The organism is Streptomyces sp. NPDC049687 (assembly GCF_044465285.1).
Taxonomy (GTDB): domain Bacteria; phylum Actinomycetota; class Actinomycetes; order Streptomycetales; family Streptomycetaceae; genus Streptomyces.
Genome location: NZ_JBITLN010000016.1, coordinates 148,764 through 164,527 on the forward strand (window position 1 = coordinate 148,764; position 15,764 = coordinate 164,527).

The 15,764-nt window shown below is 71.2% G+C and carries 13 protein-coding genes; 7 read left to right on the forward strand and 6 right to left on the reverse strand.

The annotated features are described in order from the left end of the window. Positions 1 to 190 precede the first annotated feature (190 nt). The 6 genes from ACIBVL_RS36465 (at position 191) to ACIBVL_RS36490 (ending at position 8,132) form a co-directional block, all read left to right on the forward strand. The gene (locus ACIBVL_RS36465; protein WP_399104313.1) at positions 191 to 2,656 is read left to right on the forward strand and encodes a CaiB/BaiF CoA transferase family protein; all 2,466 of its coding nucleotides are present in this window, start codon (positions 191 to 193) and stop codon (positions 2,654 to 2,656) included. After that, positions 2,653 to 3,453 carry a crotonase/enoyl-CoA hydratase family protein gene (locus ACIBVL_RS36470; protein WP_399104315.1) on the forward strand — a complete coding sequence of 267 codons (801 nt, stop codon included), beginning with the start codon at positions 2,653 to 2,655 and terminating at the stop codon, positions 3,451 to 3,453. The genes ACIBVL_RS36465 and ACIBVL_RS36470 overlap by 4 nt, the downstream gene beginning before the upstream one ends. Positions 3,454 to 3,586: 133 nt before the next feature. Then, positions 3,587 to 4,768, forward strand: a complete 1,182-nt coding sequence (locus ACIBVL_RS36475) for a thiolase family protein (RefSeq protein WP_399104317.1) — start codon at positions 3,587 to 3,589, stop codon at positions 4,766 to 4,768. Between the two features lie 12 nt (positions 4,769 to 4,780). Further along, positions 4,781 to 5,197, forward strand: coding sequence for a Zn-ribbon domain-containing OB-fold protein (locus ACIBVL_RS36480; RefSeq protein ID WP_399104319.1), 417 nt, complete (start codon positions 4,781 to 4,783; stop codon positions 5,195 to 5,197). 71 nt (positions 5,198 to 5,268) lie between these two features. Further along, the gene (locus ACIBVL_RS36485) at positions 5,269 to 6,741 is read left to right on the forward strand and encodes an aldehyde dehydrogenase (RefSeq protein WP_399104321.1); all 1,473 of its coding nucleotides are present in this window, start codon (positions 5,269 to 5,271) and stop codon (positions 6,739 to 6,741) included. 302 nt (positions 6,742 to 7,043) lie between these two features. Further along, positions 7,044 to 8,132, forward strand: coding sequence for an NAD(P)-dependent alcohol dehydrogenase (locus ACIBVL_RS36490; protein WP_399104323.1), 1,089 nt, complete (start codon positions 7,044 to 7,046; stop codon positions 8,130 to 8,132). 91 nt (positions 8,133 to 8,223) lie between these two features. Here ACIBVL_RS36490 and ACIBVL_RS36495 read toward each other — a convergent pair whose 3' ends face one another. Together ACIBVL_RS36495 and ACIBVL_RS36500 are read right to left on the reverse strand one after the other, a co-directional pair. After that, the gene (locus ACIBVL_RS36495) at positions 8,224 to 8,796 is read right to left on the reverse strand and encodes a dihydrofolate reductase family protein (protein WP_399104325.1); all 573 of its coding nucleotides are present in this window, start codon (positions 8,794 to 8,796) and stop codon (positions 8,224 to 8,226) included. 374 nt (positions 8,797 to 9,170) lie between these two features. Beyond that, entirely contained in the window at positions 9,171 to 9,365 is a 195-nt protein-coding gene (locus ACIBVL_RS36500; RefSeq protein ID WP_030783885.1) for a hypothetical protein, read from the reverse strand. Between the two features lie 179 nt (positions 9,366 to 9,544). Here ACIBVL_RS36500 and ACIBVL_RS36505 point away from each other — a divergent pair, with 179 nt between their 5' ends. Then, positions 9,545 to 11,710: a prolyl oligopeptidase family serine peptidase gene (locus ACIBVL_RS36505; protein ID WP_399104327.1), complete on the forward strand. Its 2,166-nt coding sequence runs from the start codon at positions 9,545 to 9,547 to the stop codon at positions 11,708 to 11,710. Between the two features lie 151 nt (positions 11,711 to 11,861). On the opposite strand, the gene ACIBVL_RS36510 is transcribed toward ACIBVL_RS36505, so the two are convergent. From ACIBVL_RS36510 to ACIBVL_RS36525, 4 genes are read right to left on the reverse strand one after another with little or no spacing between them, the layout of a single operon-like run. Then, positions 11,862 to 12,890, reverse strand: coding sequence for an ABC transporter ATP-binding protein (locus ACIBVL_RS36510; protein WP_399104329.1), 1,029 nt, complete (start codon positions 12,888 to 12,890; stop codon positions 11,862 to 11,864). Beyond that, the gene (locus ACIBVL_RS36515) at positions 12,883 to 13,857 is read right to left on the reverse strand and encodes an ABC transporter ATP-binding protein (RefSeq protein ID WP_399104331.1); all 975 of its coding nucleotides are present in this window, start codon (positions 13,855 to 13,857) and stop codon (positions 12,883 to 12,885) included. Before ACIBVL_RS36515 ends, ACIBVL_RS36510 begins: the two co-directional genes overlap by 8 nt. Before the next feature lie 7 nt (positions 13,858 to 13,864). Then, positions 13,865 to 14,845 (reverse strand): ABC transporter permease, encoded by a 981-nt coding sequence (locus tag ACIBVL_RS36520; RefSeq protein ID WP_399104333.1) that lies wholly within the window; start codon positions 14,843 to 14,845, stop codon positions 13,865 to 13,867. Then, positions 14,838 to 15,761, reverse strand: a complete 924-nt coding sequence (locus tag ACIBVL_RS36525) for an ABC transporter permease (protein WP_399104335.1) — start codon at positions 15,759 to 15,761, stop codon at positions 14,838 to 14,840. Before ACIBVL_RS36525 ends, ACIBVL_RS36520 begins: the two co-directional genes overlap by 8 nt. Between the last annotated feature and the right edge of the window lie 3 nt (positions 15,762 to 15,764).

Here is a 15,764-nt window from a genome sequence, read left to right on the forward strand (position 1 = left end):
ACGCCGGCGCCGTTAACAGCACGTAACGCGGAATGACCCGAGCCGCCGGACCGGCGGACGACCGGGTCCGCGTCCCCCGCACCTGCCGCTCTTTTCCATCCCCTGACGGGTTCCCCGGGTCATCCGGCATGCCCGGACGCCTCCGCGGCCCCGGACGGGGCCGCAGCGCACGGAAGGAACGTGGTGACCGATGGCAGCTCACCGTGACACCGGACAGGGACCTCTGTCCGGGGTTCGAGTGGTCGACACGACCGACGGCCGTGGGGAGACCGCCGGCCGATTCCTTGCCGACCTCGGAGCCGACGTGATCCTCGTCGAGCCACCCGAGGGCGCCGCCGCCCGGCGCCTGCCCCCGCTGATGGGCGACATCAGCCTGTACTTCGCGACGCACAACGCGAACAAACGCGGCGTCACGCTCGATCCGCGCCTGGCCACCGACCGTGCACGACTGCTGACGCTGCTGGACAGCGCCGACATCTGGATCGAGTCGGGCGCCCCCGGCGCCACGCGCGGACCGGGGCTCGACTTCGCGGCGGTGGCCGCTCGCAACCCCCAGCTGGTGACCGTCTCCATCACCGACTTCGGCCACACCGGCCCGTACCGCGACTACTCCGCGACCGAGCGCGTCCACTGGGCGCTCGGCGGCGTCCTGTCGCGCTCCGGCCTCCCCGGACAGCCGCCGCTGCTGCCCCCCGGCTCCCTGGCCACGGAGTCCGCGGCCCTCCAGGCGGGCTGGTACGCCGTACTCGCGTACCTCAACCGGCTGGACACCGGGCACGGCGACCATATCGACTTCTCGCTCCACGAGGCCGTGGCCCAGGTCTTCGACCCCGGCTTCGGCATCGGCGGCTCGGCCACCGGCGGCCGCCGGGCCAGCGACCTCCCCAGGGGCCGCCCCGACGCGCGGCACATGTATCCGATCTTCCCGTGCGCCGACGGCCATGTCCGGATCTGCGTCCTCAGCCCCCGGCAGTGGCGCGGCATGCGGGCCTGGCTCGGCGAGCCGGAGGAGTTCGCGGATACGAAGTACGAGTCGCTGGGTGCGCGGTTCCAGGCCGCCGACCGGATCCACCGGCTCATCGGGGAGCTGTTCCGGGACAAGCCACGCGATGAGCTCGTACGGGAGGGGCAGCGGCTGGGCGTACCGATCGCCTCCGTCCTCACTCCCGGCGAGGCGCTGGAGGCCGGGCACTACCTGGAACGGGGCGCGCTGGCCGACGTCGAAGTGGCACCCGGCCTCGATGCCCGGGTACCGACCGGCTTCCTCGAACTCGACGGCACTCGGGCGGGTTTCCGGCACCGGGCCCCGCTGCTCGGCGAGCACAACGCGGAGGTCTTCGCGGAGCCGGCCCGTCCGGCGTACGCCACCACGCCGCCCGCCCCCGAGGAGGGGGCCACCCCCCGGCAGAAGGGCGTCACCGAGCAGGAGCCCGCCGCCCGACGGCACCCGCTCAACGGGCTGCGGGTCCTCGACCTGGGCGTCATCGTGGCCGGGGCCGAGCTGGGACGGCTCCTCGCCGATCACGGCGCCGACGTCATCAAGGTGGAGAACCGGGCCTTCCCCGACGGCGGCCGCCAGTCGATCACCGGGGAGGCCATCACAGCCTCCTTCGCCTGGGGCCACCGCAACAAGCGCGGCCTCGGCATCAACCTGCGCTCCCCGGAGGGCGTCGAGCTGTTCAAGCGGCTCGCCGCCGGAGCCGACGTCGTCCTGTCCAACTTCAAGCCCGGCACGATGGACTCCCTCGGCCTCGGCCACCGGGAGCTGTCGAAGCTCAACCCGCGGATCGTCATGGCCGACACCAGCGCCTTCGGCTCCTGGGGCCCGTGGAGCGACCGCATGGGATACGGGCCGCTGGTACGGGCTTCCACCGGGCTCACCGAGCTGTGGCGCTACCCCGGCATGGAGGACGGCTTCAGCGACGCCATCACCATCTACCCCGACCACCTCGTCGGCCGGGTCGCCGCCGCCGCCGTACTGGCCCAGCTCGTCGCCGTACGCCGCACCGGGCGCGGCGGCACCGTCAGCATCTCGCAGGCGGAGGTCATCCTCACCGCCATGTCGGACCTCCTGCTCGGCGAAGGGCTCAATCCCGGATCTCTCACCGCCCGGGGCAACTCGGGTGTCTCGGACGCCCCCCAGGGCCTGTACCCCTGCGCGGGCGACGACGAATGGTGCGCCGTCGAGGTCAGGGACGACGACGACTGGCAGCGCCTCACCGCCGTGATCGGCCGGGCCGACCTTTCCGGGGACCCCCGGCTGAGCACCGCCGAGGGCCGCCTCGCACACCGCCAGGAGATCGACGAGGCGCTGTCGCGGTGGACCGCCGGGCACGAGCCGCGCAAGGTCATGGAACTGCTCCAGCAGGCCGGCGTTCCGGCCGGCGCGATGCGGCGGGTCCCCGAGCTGACGAGCGACCCGCAGCTGACGGCCCGCGGCTTCTTCGGCGTACTGCGGCAGCCGGGCATCGACGAGGACCTGCCCACCGAGGCGCGGCCCGCGCTGTCCCGGCGGATCGCCGACCCGCCGCTGCGCCCCGCTCCCCACCAGGGCGAACACACCAGGGAGCTGTGCCGGGAGTGGCTGGGCCTCACCGAACACGAGATCGACACGCTGGCAGCCGCCGGTGTGCTGGAAGAGGGAGAGTCCGCGTGAGCAACGACACCGTCGCACCGCCCGTACTGGTGGAGCGCCAGGACCACGTCATGATCGTGACGCTCAACCGCCCCGAGGCCCGCAACGCGGTGAACCTGGAGGTCACCCTCCGGGTCGGCGAAGCGCTGGAGGAGGCCGAGCAGGACCCGGACGTGTGGGTCGTGGTGGTGACCGGCGCCGGTGACAAGGCGTTCTGCGCCGGAGCCGACCTCAAGGCGGTGGCGCGCGGCGAGGCGTTCTTCCCGGAGGGCAAGGAGCACTGGGGCTTCGCGGGTTACGTCTCCCACTACATCAGCAAGCCCACCATCGCCGCCGTGAACGGTTTCGCGCTCGGCGGCGGCACCGAGATCGCACTCTCCAGCGATCTGGTGGTGGCCGCCGACACCGCGCACTTCGGCCTCCCCGAGGTCAAGCGCGGCATCATCGCCGGCGCCGGCGGCGCCTTCCGGCTCGCCGCGCAGCTCCCCACGAAGATCGCCATGGAGCTGCTGCTCACCGGCGACGCGGTGGACGCCGCCACCGCGCAGGGGCTCGGGCTGGTCAACCGTGTCGTCCCGCAGGACAAGGTGCTCGACGAGGCGCTGGCCCTCGCCGAGCGGATCACCGTCAACGCACCGCTGTCGGTGCAGGCGAGCAAGCGCATCGCGCTCGGGATCGTCGACGGAAAGGTCGCCTCCGAGGAGGCCGCGTGGCGGCTCAACGAGGCCGAGATCAAGGTGCTGATGGCGTCGGAGGACGCCAAGGAGGGCCCGCGCGCCTTCGCCGAGAAGCGCGCCCCGGTCTGGCGGGCCCGCTGATGCGCGGCGCCCGGCGCGGCATACCCGCGGCGGGTGAAAGGCGGCGCTCCGCGATGACCGCGACCGGGACGCCGCCGCGGACCCCAGCCGCGACCCGGACCACGGCCCCGACAACCAGTGAAGGAGACCCCACGTGAACGCCACGTCAGGAGCCGGATCGCGCCGACCGGTGATCGCCGGACTCGGTCTCACCGAGATGGGCAAGGTGTACGGCCGCTCCCCCGCCGAGTTCGCCGCCGACGCCGTGCGGCGCGCGGCCCAGGACGCCGGACTGCGGCTGTCCGACATCGACGGCCTGCTGTTCAGCAACGGAGTCGGCGGAGGAGTGGGACTGACGCTCCAGCGCGAACTCGGACTGCGGGACCTGCGCATGCTGTCGGAGGTCCAGGCGTACGGGTCGACGGCGGGCGCGATGGTGCAGTACGCGTCCATGGCCGTCCAGTCCGGCATGGTCGACACCGTGGCCTGCGTCTTCGCGGACGCGCCGCTGCGGGAGAAGGGCTCGGCCGGGGCCGCGTACAGCTCCGGTCTGAAGTTCACCGGCTGGCAGCTGCTGGACTTCGCGAGCGGCCTCGCCGGCGCCAACCCGATGTACGCGCTGGCCGCCCGGCGGCACATGGACACCTACGGTACGACCAGCGAACAGTTCGCCCACATCGCGGTGGCCCAGCGCGCCTGGGCGGCGAAGAACCCGCTGGCCCAGATGCGTGAGCCGATCACCGTCGAGGACCACCAGAACTCCCGCATGATCTCCGATCCGTTCCGCCTGCTGGACTGCTGCCTGGTCAGCAACGGAGGGGCCGCGGTCATCGTCACCTCGGCCGACCGGGCCGCCGACCTGCGGCAGCCGGCCGTGCACGTGCTCGGCTGGGGGCAGGCGCACCCGGGCTACGAGATGGGCCGGGGCAACGACTTCGGGCTGGTCAGCGGGGCGGCCACAGCCGGGCCCGCGGCGATGAAGATGGCCGGGGTCGGCCCGGCCGACATCGACATCGCGGAGATCTACGACTGCTACACGTACACCGTCCTCATCACCCTTGAGGACTACGGCTTCTGCGCCAAGGGCGAGGGCGGCGCCTTCGTCTCCAGCGGGGTGCTGGGCCCTGAGGGCTCGTTCCCCCTCAACACCGGGGGCGGCGAGCTGTCCTCGTACTACATGTGGGGCATGACTCCGCTTTCCGAGGCCGTCATCCAGGCCCGCGGACAGGGCGGCGAGCGCCAGGTGGCCAGACACGACCTCGTCCTCGTCAGCGGCAACGGCGGAGTCCTCGACCACCACTCGACGCTCGTCCTCAGCCCCCACCCGCACAGCTGAAGGGAGACCGCGATGACGGTCGGCATCATGCAACGGGACGCTGCCACGGCGGAGTTCTTCGACGGTACGGCCAGGGGCGAGCTGCTGATCCGCCGCTGCGCCGACTGCGGCCACCACAGCGCGCCGCGCTGCGAAACCTGTCCGGCCTGCGGCTCGGCGGCACTCGACCGGGTCCCGGCCAAGGGCACCGGGACGGTCGTCTCCTGGACGCTGGTCCACGGTCGCCCGCCGCGCGACGGCGGGCCCGCTCCGGTCACCGCCGTGGTCATCGTCGAACTCGACGAAGGCCCCTGGCTGCACTCGCAGGTCATCACCGCCGCCCCGCAGGAGGTACGCACCGGCCTGCGGGTGGCCGTGGCCTTCGAACGCCCCGAAGGCGGGGAAGCGATACCCGTCTTCCGGCCGGCACCGGACACCGTGCCCGCGTAGGCCCCTCCCCCCTCTCCGCCTCTCGTCCGCCCTCTCCTCTCCTCTCCCTCCCGCCCACGCCAGGAGCACGCATGTCCGACAACGAAGGCATCACAGCAGGCGGAAGCTCCGACTTTCTCCTCTACATCGACGGCGAGTTCACGCATCCGCTGTCGTCCGCCACCATCCCCGTCGTCGAAGCCGCCACCGAGCAACCGCTGGGGCACATCCCCGACTCCTCCGCCAAGGACGTCGAGCGCGCCGTCGACGCCGCCCGGCGGGCCCGGTCCGGCTGGGCGGCCACCGACCCGGCCGAGCGCGCCGCGCTGATGGAGCGGCTGGCCGAGGAGGTGGAGCGGCGCGGCAAGGAGATCAGCGAGACGGTCTCCCGGCAGAACGGCATGCCTCTGATGTTGTCCCGGATGTCCGAGGTCGATTCGGTGGCGGGCACCCTGCGCTACTACGCGTCCCTGGCCCGTGCCGGCTTCGACGACGAGAAGCGCCCGGCGCTGGCGTTCCCGGGCGATGTGCGCATCCAGCGAGAACCGGTGGGAGTGGTGGCGCTCATCGTGCCGTGGAACTACCCGCTGGGCCTCACCGCCATGAAGCTGGCCCCGGCGCTCGCGGCCGGCTGCACCGTGGTGCTCAAGCCGGCGCCGGAGACCTCACTGGACACCAGGTATCTGATGGAGGCGGTGCACGCGGCCGGCCTGCCCGCCGGTGTCGTCAACCTGGTGACCGGCGGACGCGACACCGGCGAGGCCCTGGTCCGCCACCCGGGCGTCGACAAGGTCGCCTTCACCGGCTCGACGGCGGCGGGGCGTGCCATCGGCGCCCTGTGCGGCGAGGCCCTCAAGCCCGTCACGCTGGAACTCGGCGGGAAGTCGGCCGCCGTGGTGCTGCCGGACGCGGATCTCTCCCAGGTGCTGCCGGGTCTCGCCTTCCTGTCCTTCGCCAACAACGGCCAGTCGTGCTTCCTCAACTCTCGGGTGCTGGCGCCGCGGGAGCGCTACGACGAGGTCGTCGACGGCCTCGCCCAGCTCGCGCGGTCCTTCAAGCTCGGCAATCCCCTGGACGCGGACACCACGATGGGCCCGCTCGTCAGCGACCGGCAGCGGCAGCGCGTGGAGTCGTACATCACCGCCGGCCGGACCGAGGGGGCGCGGGTGGTGACCGGCGGCGGCCGCCCGAGCGGCCTGGACCGGGGCTGGTTCGTCGAGCCCACCGTCTTCGCCGATGTCTCCAACACCATGACCGTGGCCCGGGAGGAGATCTTCGGACCCGTGATCTGCGTGATCCCGTACGGCACCGAGGAGGAGGCCATCGCCATCGCCAACGACTCGGACTACGGGCTCGCCGGCAGCGTGTGGAGTGCGGACTCCGCACACGCGCTGTCGGTGGCGAGCCGTATCGAGACCGGCAGCATCGGCGTCAACATGTGGACGCTGGACCCCGGTTCGCCGTTCGGCGGCTGGAAGGCCAGCGGCATCGGCAAGGAGTTCGGCCCCGAGGGCCTTGCCGCGTATCTGAAGACGCGGTCCGTCTTCGTCCCCTCCGCCGCCTAGGGCGTGTTTCGAAAGTAGCGTCGTCCGCCCGGAGGGCGGGGCCCGCGGCGTCTGGTGCGGTGCATCGCAAGGCGGAGGGTCGTCCGCGTACCGGGCGTACGCGGGCGATCCCGACAACGCGGCGAGGCGCCGTGCCAGGCGTCGCGGGCCAGACGGGACTTTCGAAACACGCCCTAGCCACCTCCTTCCCTCGGCCGCCCTGGCCACCTGTTTCCCCGTGGCCGTCCGCGGGCGACCTCCGTCCCGGACACCGCGGCCCGAGCCGCGCGGCCGCCTTCCCCTTCCGTACAGCAGGAGCACCCATGAAGATCACAGCCGCGGTGTCGCACGGACCGCAGGAGCCTTTCGCGATCGAAGAGCTGAACCTCGACGGCCCCCGGGACGGGGAGGTCCTGGTCCGCCTGGTGGCGACCGGCGTGTGCCACACCGACCTCACCATCAAAGGGATGCTGCCGGACGGTCTGGCGTACGTCCTCGGGCACGAGGGCGCCGGCGTGGTGCAGGAGGTCGGCCGGGATGTCACCGGTGTGCGGCCCGGTGACCAGGTACTGCTCAGCTTCGACTCCTGCGGCACCTGCCCGCCGTGCGCCGCAGGGCGGCCCGGCTACTGCGACAGCTTCCGGGTGCTCAACACCGGCGGCACCCGGCCCGATGGATCGACCGTGCTGACCAGGGACGGTTCGCCGGTCCTCGGCTCCTTCTTCGGCCAGTCCAGCTTCGCCAGCCATGTGATCACCACACCGCGGAACACCGTTGTCGTGCCGGACGACGTCGACCTGCGTACCGCGGCCCCGCTGGGCTGCGGCATCCAGACCGGCGCCGGAGCCGTGCTCAACGTACTCGGACCGGGCGACGGCAGCCGGTTCGTGGTCTACGGGGCCGGCGGTGTCGGACTGGCCGCGCTGATGGCCGCCGTGACCACCGGAGCCACGACTGTCGTCGCCGTCGACCCGGTGCCCGCCCGGCGGGAGCTCGCGCTGAAGCTGGGCGCCACCGCCGTGATCGACCCCGCGGACGGCGACCCCGTGGAGGCGGTGCGGGAGCTCACCCAGGGCGGCGCGACCCACGCCCTCGACACGACGGCGAAACCCGCCGTCATCTCCGGCGGCGTCAAGGCGCTCAGCGGCGGGGGAACACTGGTGGCGGTCGGCATCGGAGCCCCGGACGTGACCGTCGACGTGCAGGACATGATCTCGGGCGGCAAGTCGCTGCGCGGCAGCATCGAGGGTGACGCCGTGCCCCACGACTTCCTGCCGAGGCTGCTGAAGCTGCGTGCCGCCGGGCAGCTCCCCGTGGAGGAACTCATCAGCTTCTACCCGTTCGCGGAGATCAACCGTGCGGTCGACGACACCCGCTCGGGGGTGGCCGTCAAGCCGGTGCTCGTCTTCTGACACCGTTCCCGGTCCCGGTCTCCCTTCCGCGGGACCGGGTCCGCGAACGAGGGAGTCGGACGGCGCTTACAACGGCCGTGGGCTGACGGCCTCACCGGACGACGTCGAAGACGTTCTTCTGCAGACCGTTGGCATAGACCTCGTGCTCGACGAGGTTCAGCCTCTGGGTGTCCTTGTCCGTGGTACTGAAGAGCCGCTTGCCCGCCCCGAGCAGGAGGGGGAAGACGAGCAGGTGGTAGCGGTCGATCAGGCCGGCGTCCGAAAGCGCCTGGTTCAGCAGGGCGCTGCCGTGGACGATGATCGGGCCGCCCTCGGTCTGCTTCAGCGCGGCGACGTCGTCGAGCGTGCGCAGGATCGTCGTCTCGCCCCAGTTCGACACCAGGTCGTCCTCGGTGAGGGTGGTGGAGACCACGTACTTCGGCATCACCTTGTAGTCGGCGAAATCCTCCATGCCGGGCCAGACCGGGCTGAAGGCCTCGTAGCTGGCCCGGCCCATCAGCATCGCGGTGGCTTCCTTCTGCTCCCGGCCCTTGATCTCGAATGCCTCGGGGAGAAACTCGATGTCCTTGAAGGTCCACCCGGCGTTCCGGTAGCCGGGCTCGCCGCCCGGGGCCTCCACGACGCCGTCGAGCGAGATGAAGGCGGTGCTGATCAGAGTACGCATGTCGGGTTCCTCGGTGTCTCGTGTCGGTCCTCGGCAGATGCGGTCGGTGCACGTGTCGGCCGCACTCGCGGCTGCGGCGCACCCACCGTGGTCTCTGACCGCGGATCACGCGGAAACTCATCGCCCGACGATCGGCCCTCCCGCGGCCTCGGCCCTCCCGAGCCGCCCGAGGGACCACGCGCGTGCCCAGCCGCGGCACCTCCCGGCAACGGAGCGTGCAGCGCCCGGCCGAGTGAGGAACACGCTCCGGCCCAGCTCCGCAGGTGTCCCGGATCCGTCAGGCTTACGGAGCCGGATGCGGGGAAGGCGCGGACCATGGCAGCAGCGGGCGGGCTCCGGTCAACCACCCACCGGAGCCCCCGTGCCGGCACGCGTCAGAACTTGATACTGCCGATCATGCTCGCCACGCTCGTCGTCAGGTCGTTGATCGTCCCCGCCATCGTCGAGGAGGCGAGGTAGAAGCCGAGCAGTATGCAGACGACCGCGTGGCCGCCCTTCAGCCCTGACTTCTTGATCAACAAGAAGACGATGATCGCCAGCAGCACCACCGCCGAAATCGAGAGTGCCACGGCGGCTCACCTCCAAGAACCCGGGAACGTGGGGGAAGGACAGAACGAGGGAACTTGTAAATCCATACAACTGCCAGCAGGTTCATACCCACAGTGCGCTAGTGATCATAACTATGAGTACGTGCGCATCTCTCGGCGCACAGCCGCACAAGGGGGCGCATGGCCAATATGGTCGGGGGATGACGACCGAGTCCGACTCCTTTCCCCGCCGGCACGCACGCACCCAGCGCTTCACGCTCGGCGCGCCGCGTTCGTTCACGGTGGCCCCCGACGGCTCCCGGGTCGCGTTCCTGCGCTCCGGTTCCGGTACGGACCGCGCGGGCGCGCTGTGGGTCCTCGATCCGGCCGACGGCACGGAGCGCGTGGCCGCCGACCCGCGCGCCCTCCTGGGCGGCGCCTCGGAGCACCTCTCGCCCGAGGAGCGGGCGCGCCGCGAGCGCAGCCGTGAGGGGGGTGCCGGGATCGTGGGGTATGCCACCGACACGGCCGTCGAGTTGGCGTCTTTCGCCTTGTCAGGGCGGCTTTTCACGGCGGAGCTGCGGGCCGGGACGGCACGTGAACTGCCGGTTCCGGGCCCGGTCGTCGATCCCCGTCCGTCCCCTGACGGGCGGCTCGTCGCTTATGTCGTGGGGGGCGCTCTGCGGGTCGTGGGTGCCGAGGGCGAGGACGACCGGGCGATCGCGGAGCCCGATTCGGGCACGGTTTCCTATGGAATGGCCGAGTTCATCGCGGCCGAGGAGATGGGGCGTTCACGGGGCTTCTGGTGGGCTCCGGAGTCGGATCGGCTGCTGGTCGCGCGGGTGGACGACACGCCGGTGGAGCGGTGGTGGATCTCCGATCCGGCGCAGCCGAAACGTGACCCACAACACGTGCCGTATCCGGCTGCCGGGACGGCCAACGCGGACGTACGGCTGTTCGTCTTCGGCCTCGACGGAGTGCGCACGGAGGTCGTCTGGGACCGGGCGCGCTATCCGTATCTGGCGCGTGTGCACTGGTCAGGGGCGGGTGCGCCGCTACTGCTCGTCCAGGCGCGCGATCAGCGCAGCCAGCTGTTTCTGGCCGTGGACACCGACTCCGGGATGACCCGGATGGTGCACGCCGACGAAGATCCGATTTGGCTGGATCTTTTTCCTGGAGTGCCGTGCTGGAGCCCGTCGGGTCAGCTGGTCCGGATCGCCGACGAGGGCGGCGCCCGGGTCCTCGCGGTCGGGGAACGGCCGCTGACCGGAGCGCAGTTGCATGTGCGGGCGGTACTGGACGTCACGGCCGACGACGTGCTGGTCTCGGCTTCGGCCGGGGAGGAGGCCGAGAACCCGGAAATCGGCGAGGTGCATGTCTATCGCGTCAACGAGCTCGGCGTCGAGCGCGTTTCCCGGGAGCCCGGCGTGCACTCGGCCGTGCGCGCCGGGGGCGTGACGGTGCTGGTGTCGGCGGCGCCGGACCGGCCGGGGAGCCTGGTGCGGGTTCTGCGGGAGGGTGACCGAAGGGAGAGGGGGGTGCCCCGGGCCGAAGGCTGGGGGAGGACGGTGACCGTCCGGTCGTATGCGGAAGATCCGGGTCTGTCCCCCCGCGTGACACTCACCGAGGGGGGCGCACGGCGCATCCCGTGCGCCGTGCTTATGCCTACGGACTACCCCGGTGACACCTCGCACCGCCTCCTCCCGGTTCTGCTCGACCCCTACGGCGGTCCGCACGGCCCCCGGGTCCTCGCCGCGCACAACGCGCATCTCACCTCCCAGTGGTTCGCCGACCAGGGCTTCGCGGTGGTGGTGGCCGACGGCCGGGGCACCCCGGGCCGCTCCCCCGGCTGGGAGAAGGCGATCCACCACGACTTCACCGTCAGCCTCGACGACCAGATCGAGGCGCTCCAGGATCTGGCGAAGACCCACCCCCTGGATCTCGGCCGGGTGGCGATCCGCGGCTGGTCCTACGGCGGCTGGCTGGCGGGTCTGGCGGTGCTGCGCCGCCCCGACGTCTTCCACGCGGGCATCGCGGGCGCCCCGGTGACCGACTGGCGGCTCTACGACACCCACTACACCGAGCGGTACCTCGGCGATCCGGCGGCGCACCCGGAGTCGTACGCGAAGAGCTCGCTCGTCACCGACGAGGGGCTCTCCGCGCCCGCCGAGCCGCACCGGCCGCTGATGATCGTGCACGGGCTGGCCGACGACAACGTGGTCGTGGCCCACGCCCTGCGGCTGTCCTCGGCGCTGCTGTCGGCCGGCCGCCCGCACGAGGTGCTGCCCCTCTCGGGCGTCACCCACATGACCCCGCAGGAGCAGGTCGCCGAGAACCTGCTGCTGCTTCAGGTGGACTTCCTGAAGCGTTCGCTGGGATTGCGGTAGCGCAAGGCAACGGGCCGGGGCGACATGGCGCGCCCCGGCCCGTTTACGGCACCCGCACGGCCGTACGCTGTTCAGCCTGACGCGTCCGTATATCGGAATCGGGTCAGTCAAGTTGCCTGCGTGTTAACGCAGTTGCGGCGTGAATGTCCGGCTATGCACCCCGGTTTCCATGATCGTCCGACGCGAAGTGGCAGGCGGAGGCGTGTGCCGCGGGCCCGTCCGTGTCCCGGAACTCCTCGGGCACGGCGAGCGCCGGAACCTCCAGCGCGCACCGCTCCCGCGCCTTCCAGCAGCGAGTGCGGAAGCGGCAGCCGGAGGGGATGTTCGTCGGGGACGGGACATCACCGGTCAGGATGATCCGCTCCCGGTACTCCCGCGCCGCCGGGTCGGGCACGGGCACCGCGGAGAGCAGTGCCTGGGTGTAGGGGTGCGTGGGATGGTCGTAGATCTCGGCGTCCTTGCCGATCTCCACGATCCGGCCGAGATACATCACCCCGACCCGGTCCGAGATGTGCCGGACGATCGAGAGGTCGTGCGCGATGAAGAGGTACGACAGCTCGAACTCGGACTGGAGCCGGTCGAGGAGGTTGATGACCTGGGCCTGGACCGAGACGTCCAGCGCGGAGACCGGCTCGTCGGCGACGATCACCTCGGGGCGCAGGGCGAGGCCGCGGGCGATGCCGATGCGCTGACGCTGGCCGCCGGAGAACTGGTGGGGATAGCGGTTGATGTGCTCCGGGTTGAGGCCGACCACGTCCAGCAGTTCCCGGACCCTCCGGCGCCGGTCGCCCTTCGGCGCCACCTCCGGGTGGATCTCGTACGGCTCCCCGATGATGTCCCCGACCGTCATCCGCGGGTTGAGCGAGGTGTAGGGGTCCTGGAACACCATCTGGATGTTGCGGCGGACGGCCTTCAGCGCCTTGCCCGACAGCTTGGTGATGTCCTCGCCCTTGTAGCGGATCCGCCCTTCCGTCGGCCGCTCCAGGCTGACCAGCGTCTTCGCGACCGTGGACTTGCCGCAGCCGGACTCACCGACGATGCCGAGGGTTTCGCCCTTCCCGAGCGCGAAGTCGACGCCGTCGACGGCCCTCACCGAGCCGACCTGCCTCCTGAACAGGACGCCCTGGGTGAGCGGGTAGTGCTTGGACAGCCCGCTGACCTCCAACAGGGGCTCAGCCATGCAGGCACTCCCTCCAGAAGTGGCAGGCGCTCGCGTGGTCCTCGTCCACCTGGTGCAGGGGTGGTACGTCCGTACGGCACACGTCCTGGGCCATCGGGCAGCGGGGGTTGAAGGCGCAGCCGGGCGGGATGTCCGTCAGGTTGGGCGGCAGGCCCTTGATGGCGGAGAGCTCCCGGCCCTTCCGGTCCAGCCGCGGGATGGAGTCGAGGAGCCCGCGCGTGTAAGGGTGGGCCGGCGCCTTGTAGAGGTCGTGGACCGGGGCCGACTCGACGATCCGGCCCGCGTACATGACGGCGATCCGGTCGGCGACGTCGGCGACCACGCCGAGGTCGTGGGTGATGAGGACCAGGCCCATGCGGTACTCGCGCTGGAGCTCGGCGAGCAGGTCCATGACCTGGGCCTGGACCGTCACATCCAGGGCCGTGGTCGGTTCGTCGGCGATGATCAGCGCCGGTTCGAGGGCGAGCGCCATCGCGATCATGATGCGCTGGCGCATCCCGCCGGAGAACTGGTGCGGGTAGTCCCTGACCCGCTCCTTCGCGGCCGGGATGCGGACGCGCTCCATCAGCTCCACGGCCATGGCCCGCGCGTCCTTCCTGGACATGCCCCGGTGGACGACGAACATCTCGCCGAGCTGGTCGCCGACGGTGAGCACCGGGTTCAGGGAGGACAGCGCGTCCTGGAAGATCATCGCCATCTCGGCGCCCCGGACCTTCCTGCGCTCGTCCTCCCTGAGCCTGAGCAGGTCCCTCCCCCGGAAGAGGATCTCGCCGCCGGTGATCCGCCCGGGCGGCATGTCCAGGATTCCCATGACCGCCTGAGCGGTGACGGACTTCCCGGACCCGGACTCCCCGAGCACGGCGAGCGTCTCCCCCGCGTCCACGGCACAGCCGACCCCGTTGACCGCCTTGGCGATCCCGTCCCGCGTCCGGAACTCGACCCGCAGGTCACGCACTTCGAGCAGCATCCGGCCGTCACCTCAGCTTCGGGTCGAGGGCGTCGCGGACCGCGTCGCCGAGCATGATGAACGCGAGCACGGTCAGCGCGAGGGCGCCCGAGGGCCACAGCAGGGCGTGCGGGGCGTTGCGGATGTACGGGGAGGCGGCGGAGATGTCGATCCCCCAGGAGACGGCCGGCGGCTTCAGGCCGACGCCGAGGTAGGACAGGGTCGCCTCCAGCGCGATGTACGTGCCGAGGGCGATGGTCGCGACGACGATGACCGGGGCGACCGCGTTCGGGGCGATGTGGCGGAGCAGCAGCCGGGAGTCGGAGGCGCCCAGGGCCCGAGCGGCCTGGACGTAGTCGTTCTGCTTCGCGGTGATCACCGAGCCGCGGGCGATACGGGAGATCTGGGGCCAGCCCAGCAGCACCATGAAGCCGATGACCGGCCAGACGGTGTCGCTGGTGACGACGGACAGCAGGACCAGGCCGCCCAGGACGACCGGGATCGCGAAGAAGACGTCCGTGATCCGGGACAGGATCGAGTCGCCGAGGCCTCCGTAGAAGCCCGCGAGGCCGCCGAGGACGCTGCCGAGGAGCGCGACCCCGAGGGTGGCGAGGACGCCGACCTCGACGGACGTACGAGCGCCGTAGACCACGCGCGTGTAGACGTCGCAGCCCTGGCCGTCGTAGCCGAAGGGGTGGCCGGGCTGGGAGCCCTCCTGGGCCTTGGCGAGGTCGCACTTGAGGGGGCTCGTCCAGGTGATGGCCGACGGCCACAGGGCGATGAGGACGAGGAAGAGGATGATCAGCCCGGAGATGACGAAGACGGGGTTGCGGCGCAGGTCGCGCCAGGCGTCGGACCAGAGGGAGCGGGGCTTGCCCGAGGCCCCGGTGCCGAGGCCTTCCGCCCCTTCGAGGGGCTGTTCCAGCGGCAGCGCCTCGCTGGCCGCGAAGTCCGCCGCGGCGCCCGCGCCGGTCGCCGCGATGTCGCCCTCGGGCTCCAGTTCAGGCATAGCGGATCCTCGGGTCGAGTACGGCGTACAGGAGGTCGACGAGCAGGTTGGTGACCAGGAAGACCAGGACCAGGACGGTGACGAAACCGACCACTGTCTGGGTGTTCTGCCGCAGAATCCCCTGGTAGAGCTGGTAGCCGACACCGTGGATGTTGAAGATGCGCTCGGTGACGATCGCGCCGCCCATCAGGAAGCCGATGTCCGCGCCGATGAAGGTGACCACGGGGATGAGGGAGTTGCGCAGCAGGTGCCGGGTGACGACCCGGCGGTGCGGCAGCCCCTTGGCGACGGCCGTACGGACGTAGTCGGAGCGTCTGTTCTCGGCGATGGAGGTGCGGGTGAGGCGGGTGACGTAGGCCAGCGAGACGGAGGCCAGCACCAGGCCGGGCACGAGGAGTTCGTCGAAGCCGGCCGCCGCGGAGACCGAGGGCTTGATCCAGCCCCACTCGACGCCGAGCAGCAGCTGGAGCAGCAGGCCGGTGACGAAGGTGGGGACGGAGATCACGACGAGGGTGGCCAGCAGGACGCCGGTGTCGACGCTCCGGCCCCGGCGCAGGCCGGTGATCACGCCCAGGGTGATGCCGATGACGATCTCGAAGAGGATGGCGACGACCGTCAGCCGCGCGGTGACGGGGAACGCCGTCGACATCAGCTCGGTGACCGGCTGGCCGTTGAACGCCGTACCGAAGTCGCCGGTGAAGACGTTCCCCATGTAGGTCAGGTACTGCTGCCAGACCGGCCGGTCGAGACCGAACTCCTGCTTCAGCTGGGCGGTCGTCGCCGGGTCGCACCGCCGTTCGCCGCACAGGCCCGCGACGGGATCGCCCATCACGTTCACCATGAGGAAGATCAACAGGGTCGCCCCGACGAACACCGGGACCATCTGCAGCAGACGCCGCAGGACGTACCGCCCCATGGC

Bases quoted from the DNA above. Each gene is read 5' to 3' on its own strand.
- ACIBVL_RS36465 (WP_399104313.1), top strand. From the start codon at position 191: ATGGCAGCTCACCGTGACACCGGACAGGGACCTCTGTCCGGGGTTCGA.
- ACIBVL_RS36480 (WP_399104319.1), top strand. From the start codon at position 4,781: ATGACGGTCGGCATCATGCAACGGGACGCTGCCACGGCGGAGTTCTTC.
- ACIBVL_RS36485 (WP_399104321.1), top strand. From the start codon at position 5,269: ATGTCCGACAACGAAGGCATCACAGCAGGCGGAAGCTCCGACTTTCTC.
- ACIBVL_RS36490 (WP_399104323.1), top strand. From the start codon at position 7,044: ATGAAGATCACAGCCGCGGTGTCGCACGGACCGCAGGAGCCTTTCGCG.
- ACIBVL_RS36495 (WP_399104325.1), bottom strand. From the start codon at position 8,796: ATGCGTACTCTGATCAGCACCGCCTTCATCTCGCTCGACGGCGTCGTG.
- ACIBVL_RS36505 (WP_399104327.1), top strand. From the start codon at position 9,545: ATGACGACCGAGTCCGACTCCTTTCCCCGCCGGCACGCACGCACCCAG.
- ACIBVL_RS36510 (WP_399104329.1), bottom strand. From the start codon at position 12,890: ATGGCTGAGCCCCTGTTGGAGGTCAGCGGGCTGTCCAAGCACTACCCG.
- ACIBVL_RS36515 (WP_399104331.1), bottom strand. From the start codon at position 13,857: ATGCTGCTCGAAGTGCGTGACCTGCGGGTCGAGTTCCGGACGCGGGAC.
- ACIBVL_RS36520 (WP_399104333.1), bottom strand. From the start codon at position 14,845: ATGCCTGAACTGGAGCCCGAGGGCGACATCGCGGCGACCGGCGCGGGC.
- ACIBVL_RS36525 (WP_399104335.1), bottom strand. From the start codon at position 15,761: ATGGGGCGGTACGTCCTGCGGCGTCTGCTGCAGATGGTCCCGGTGTTC.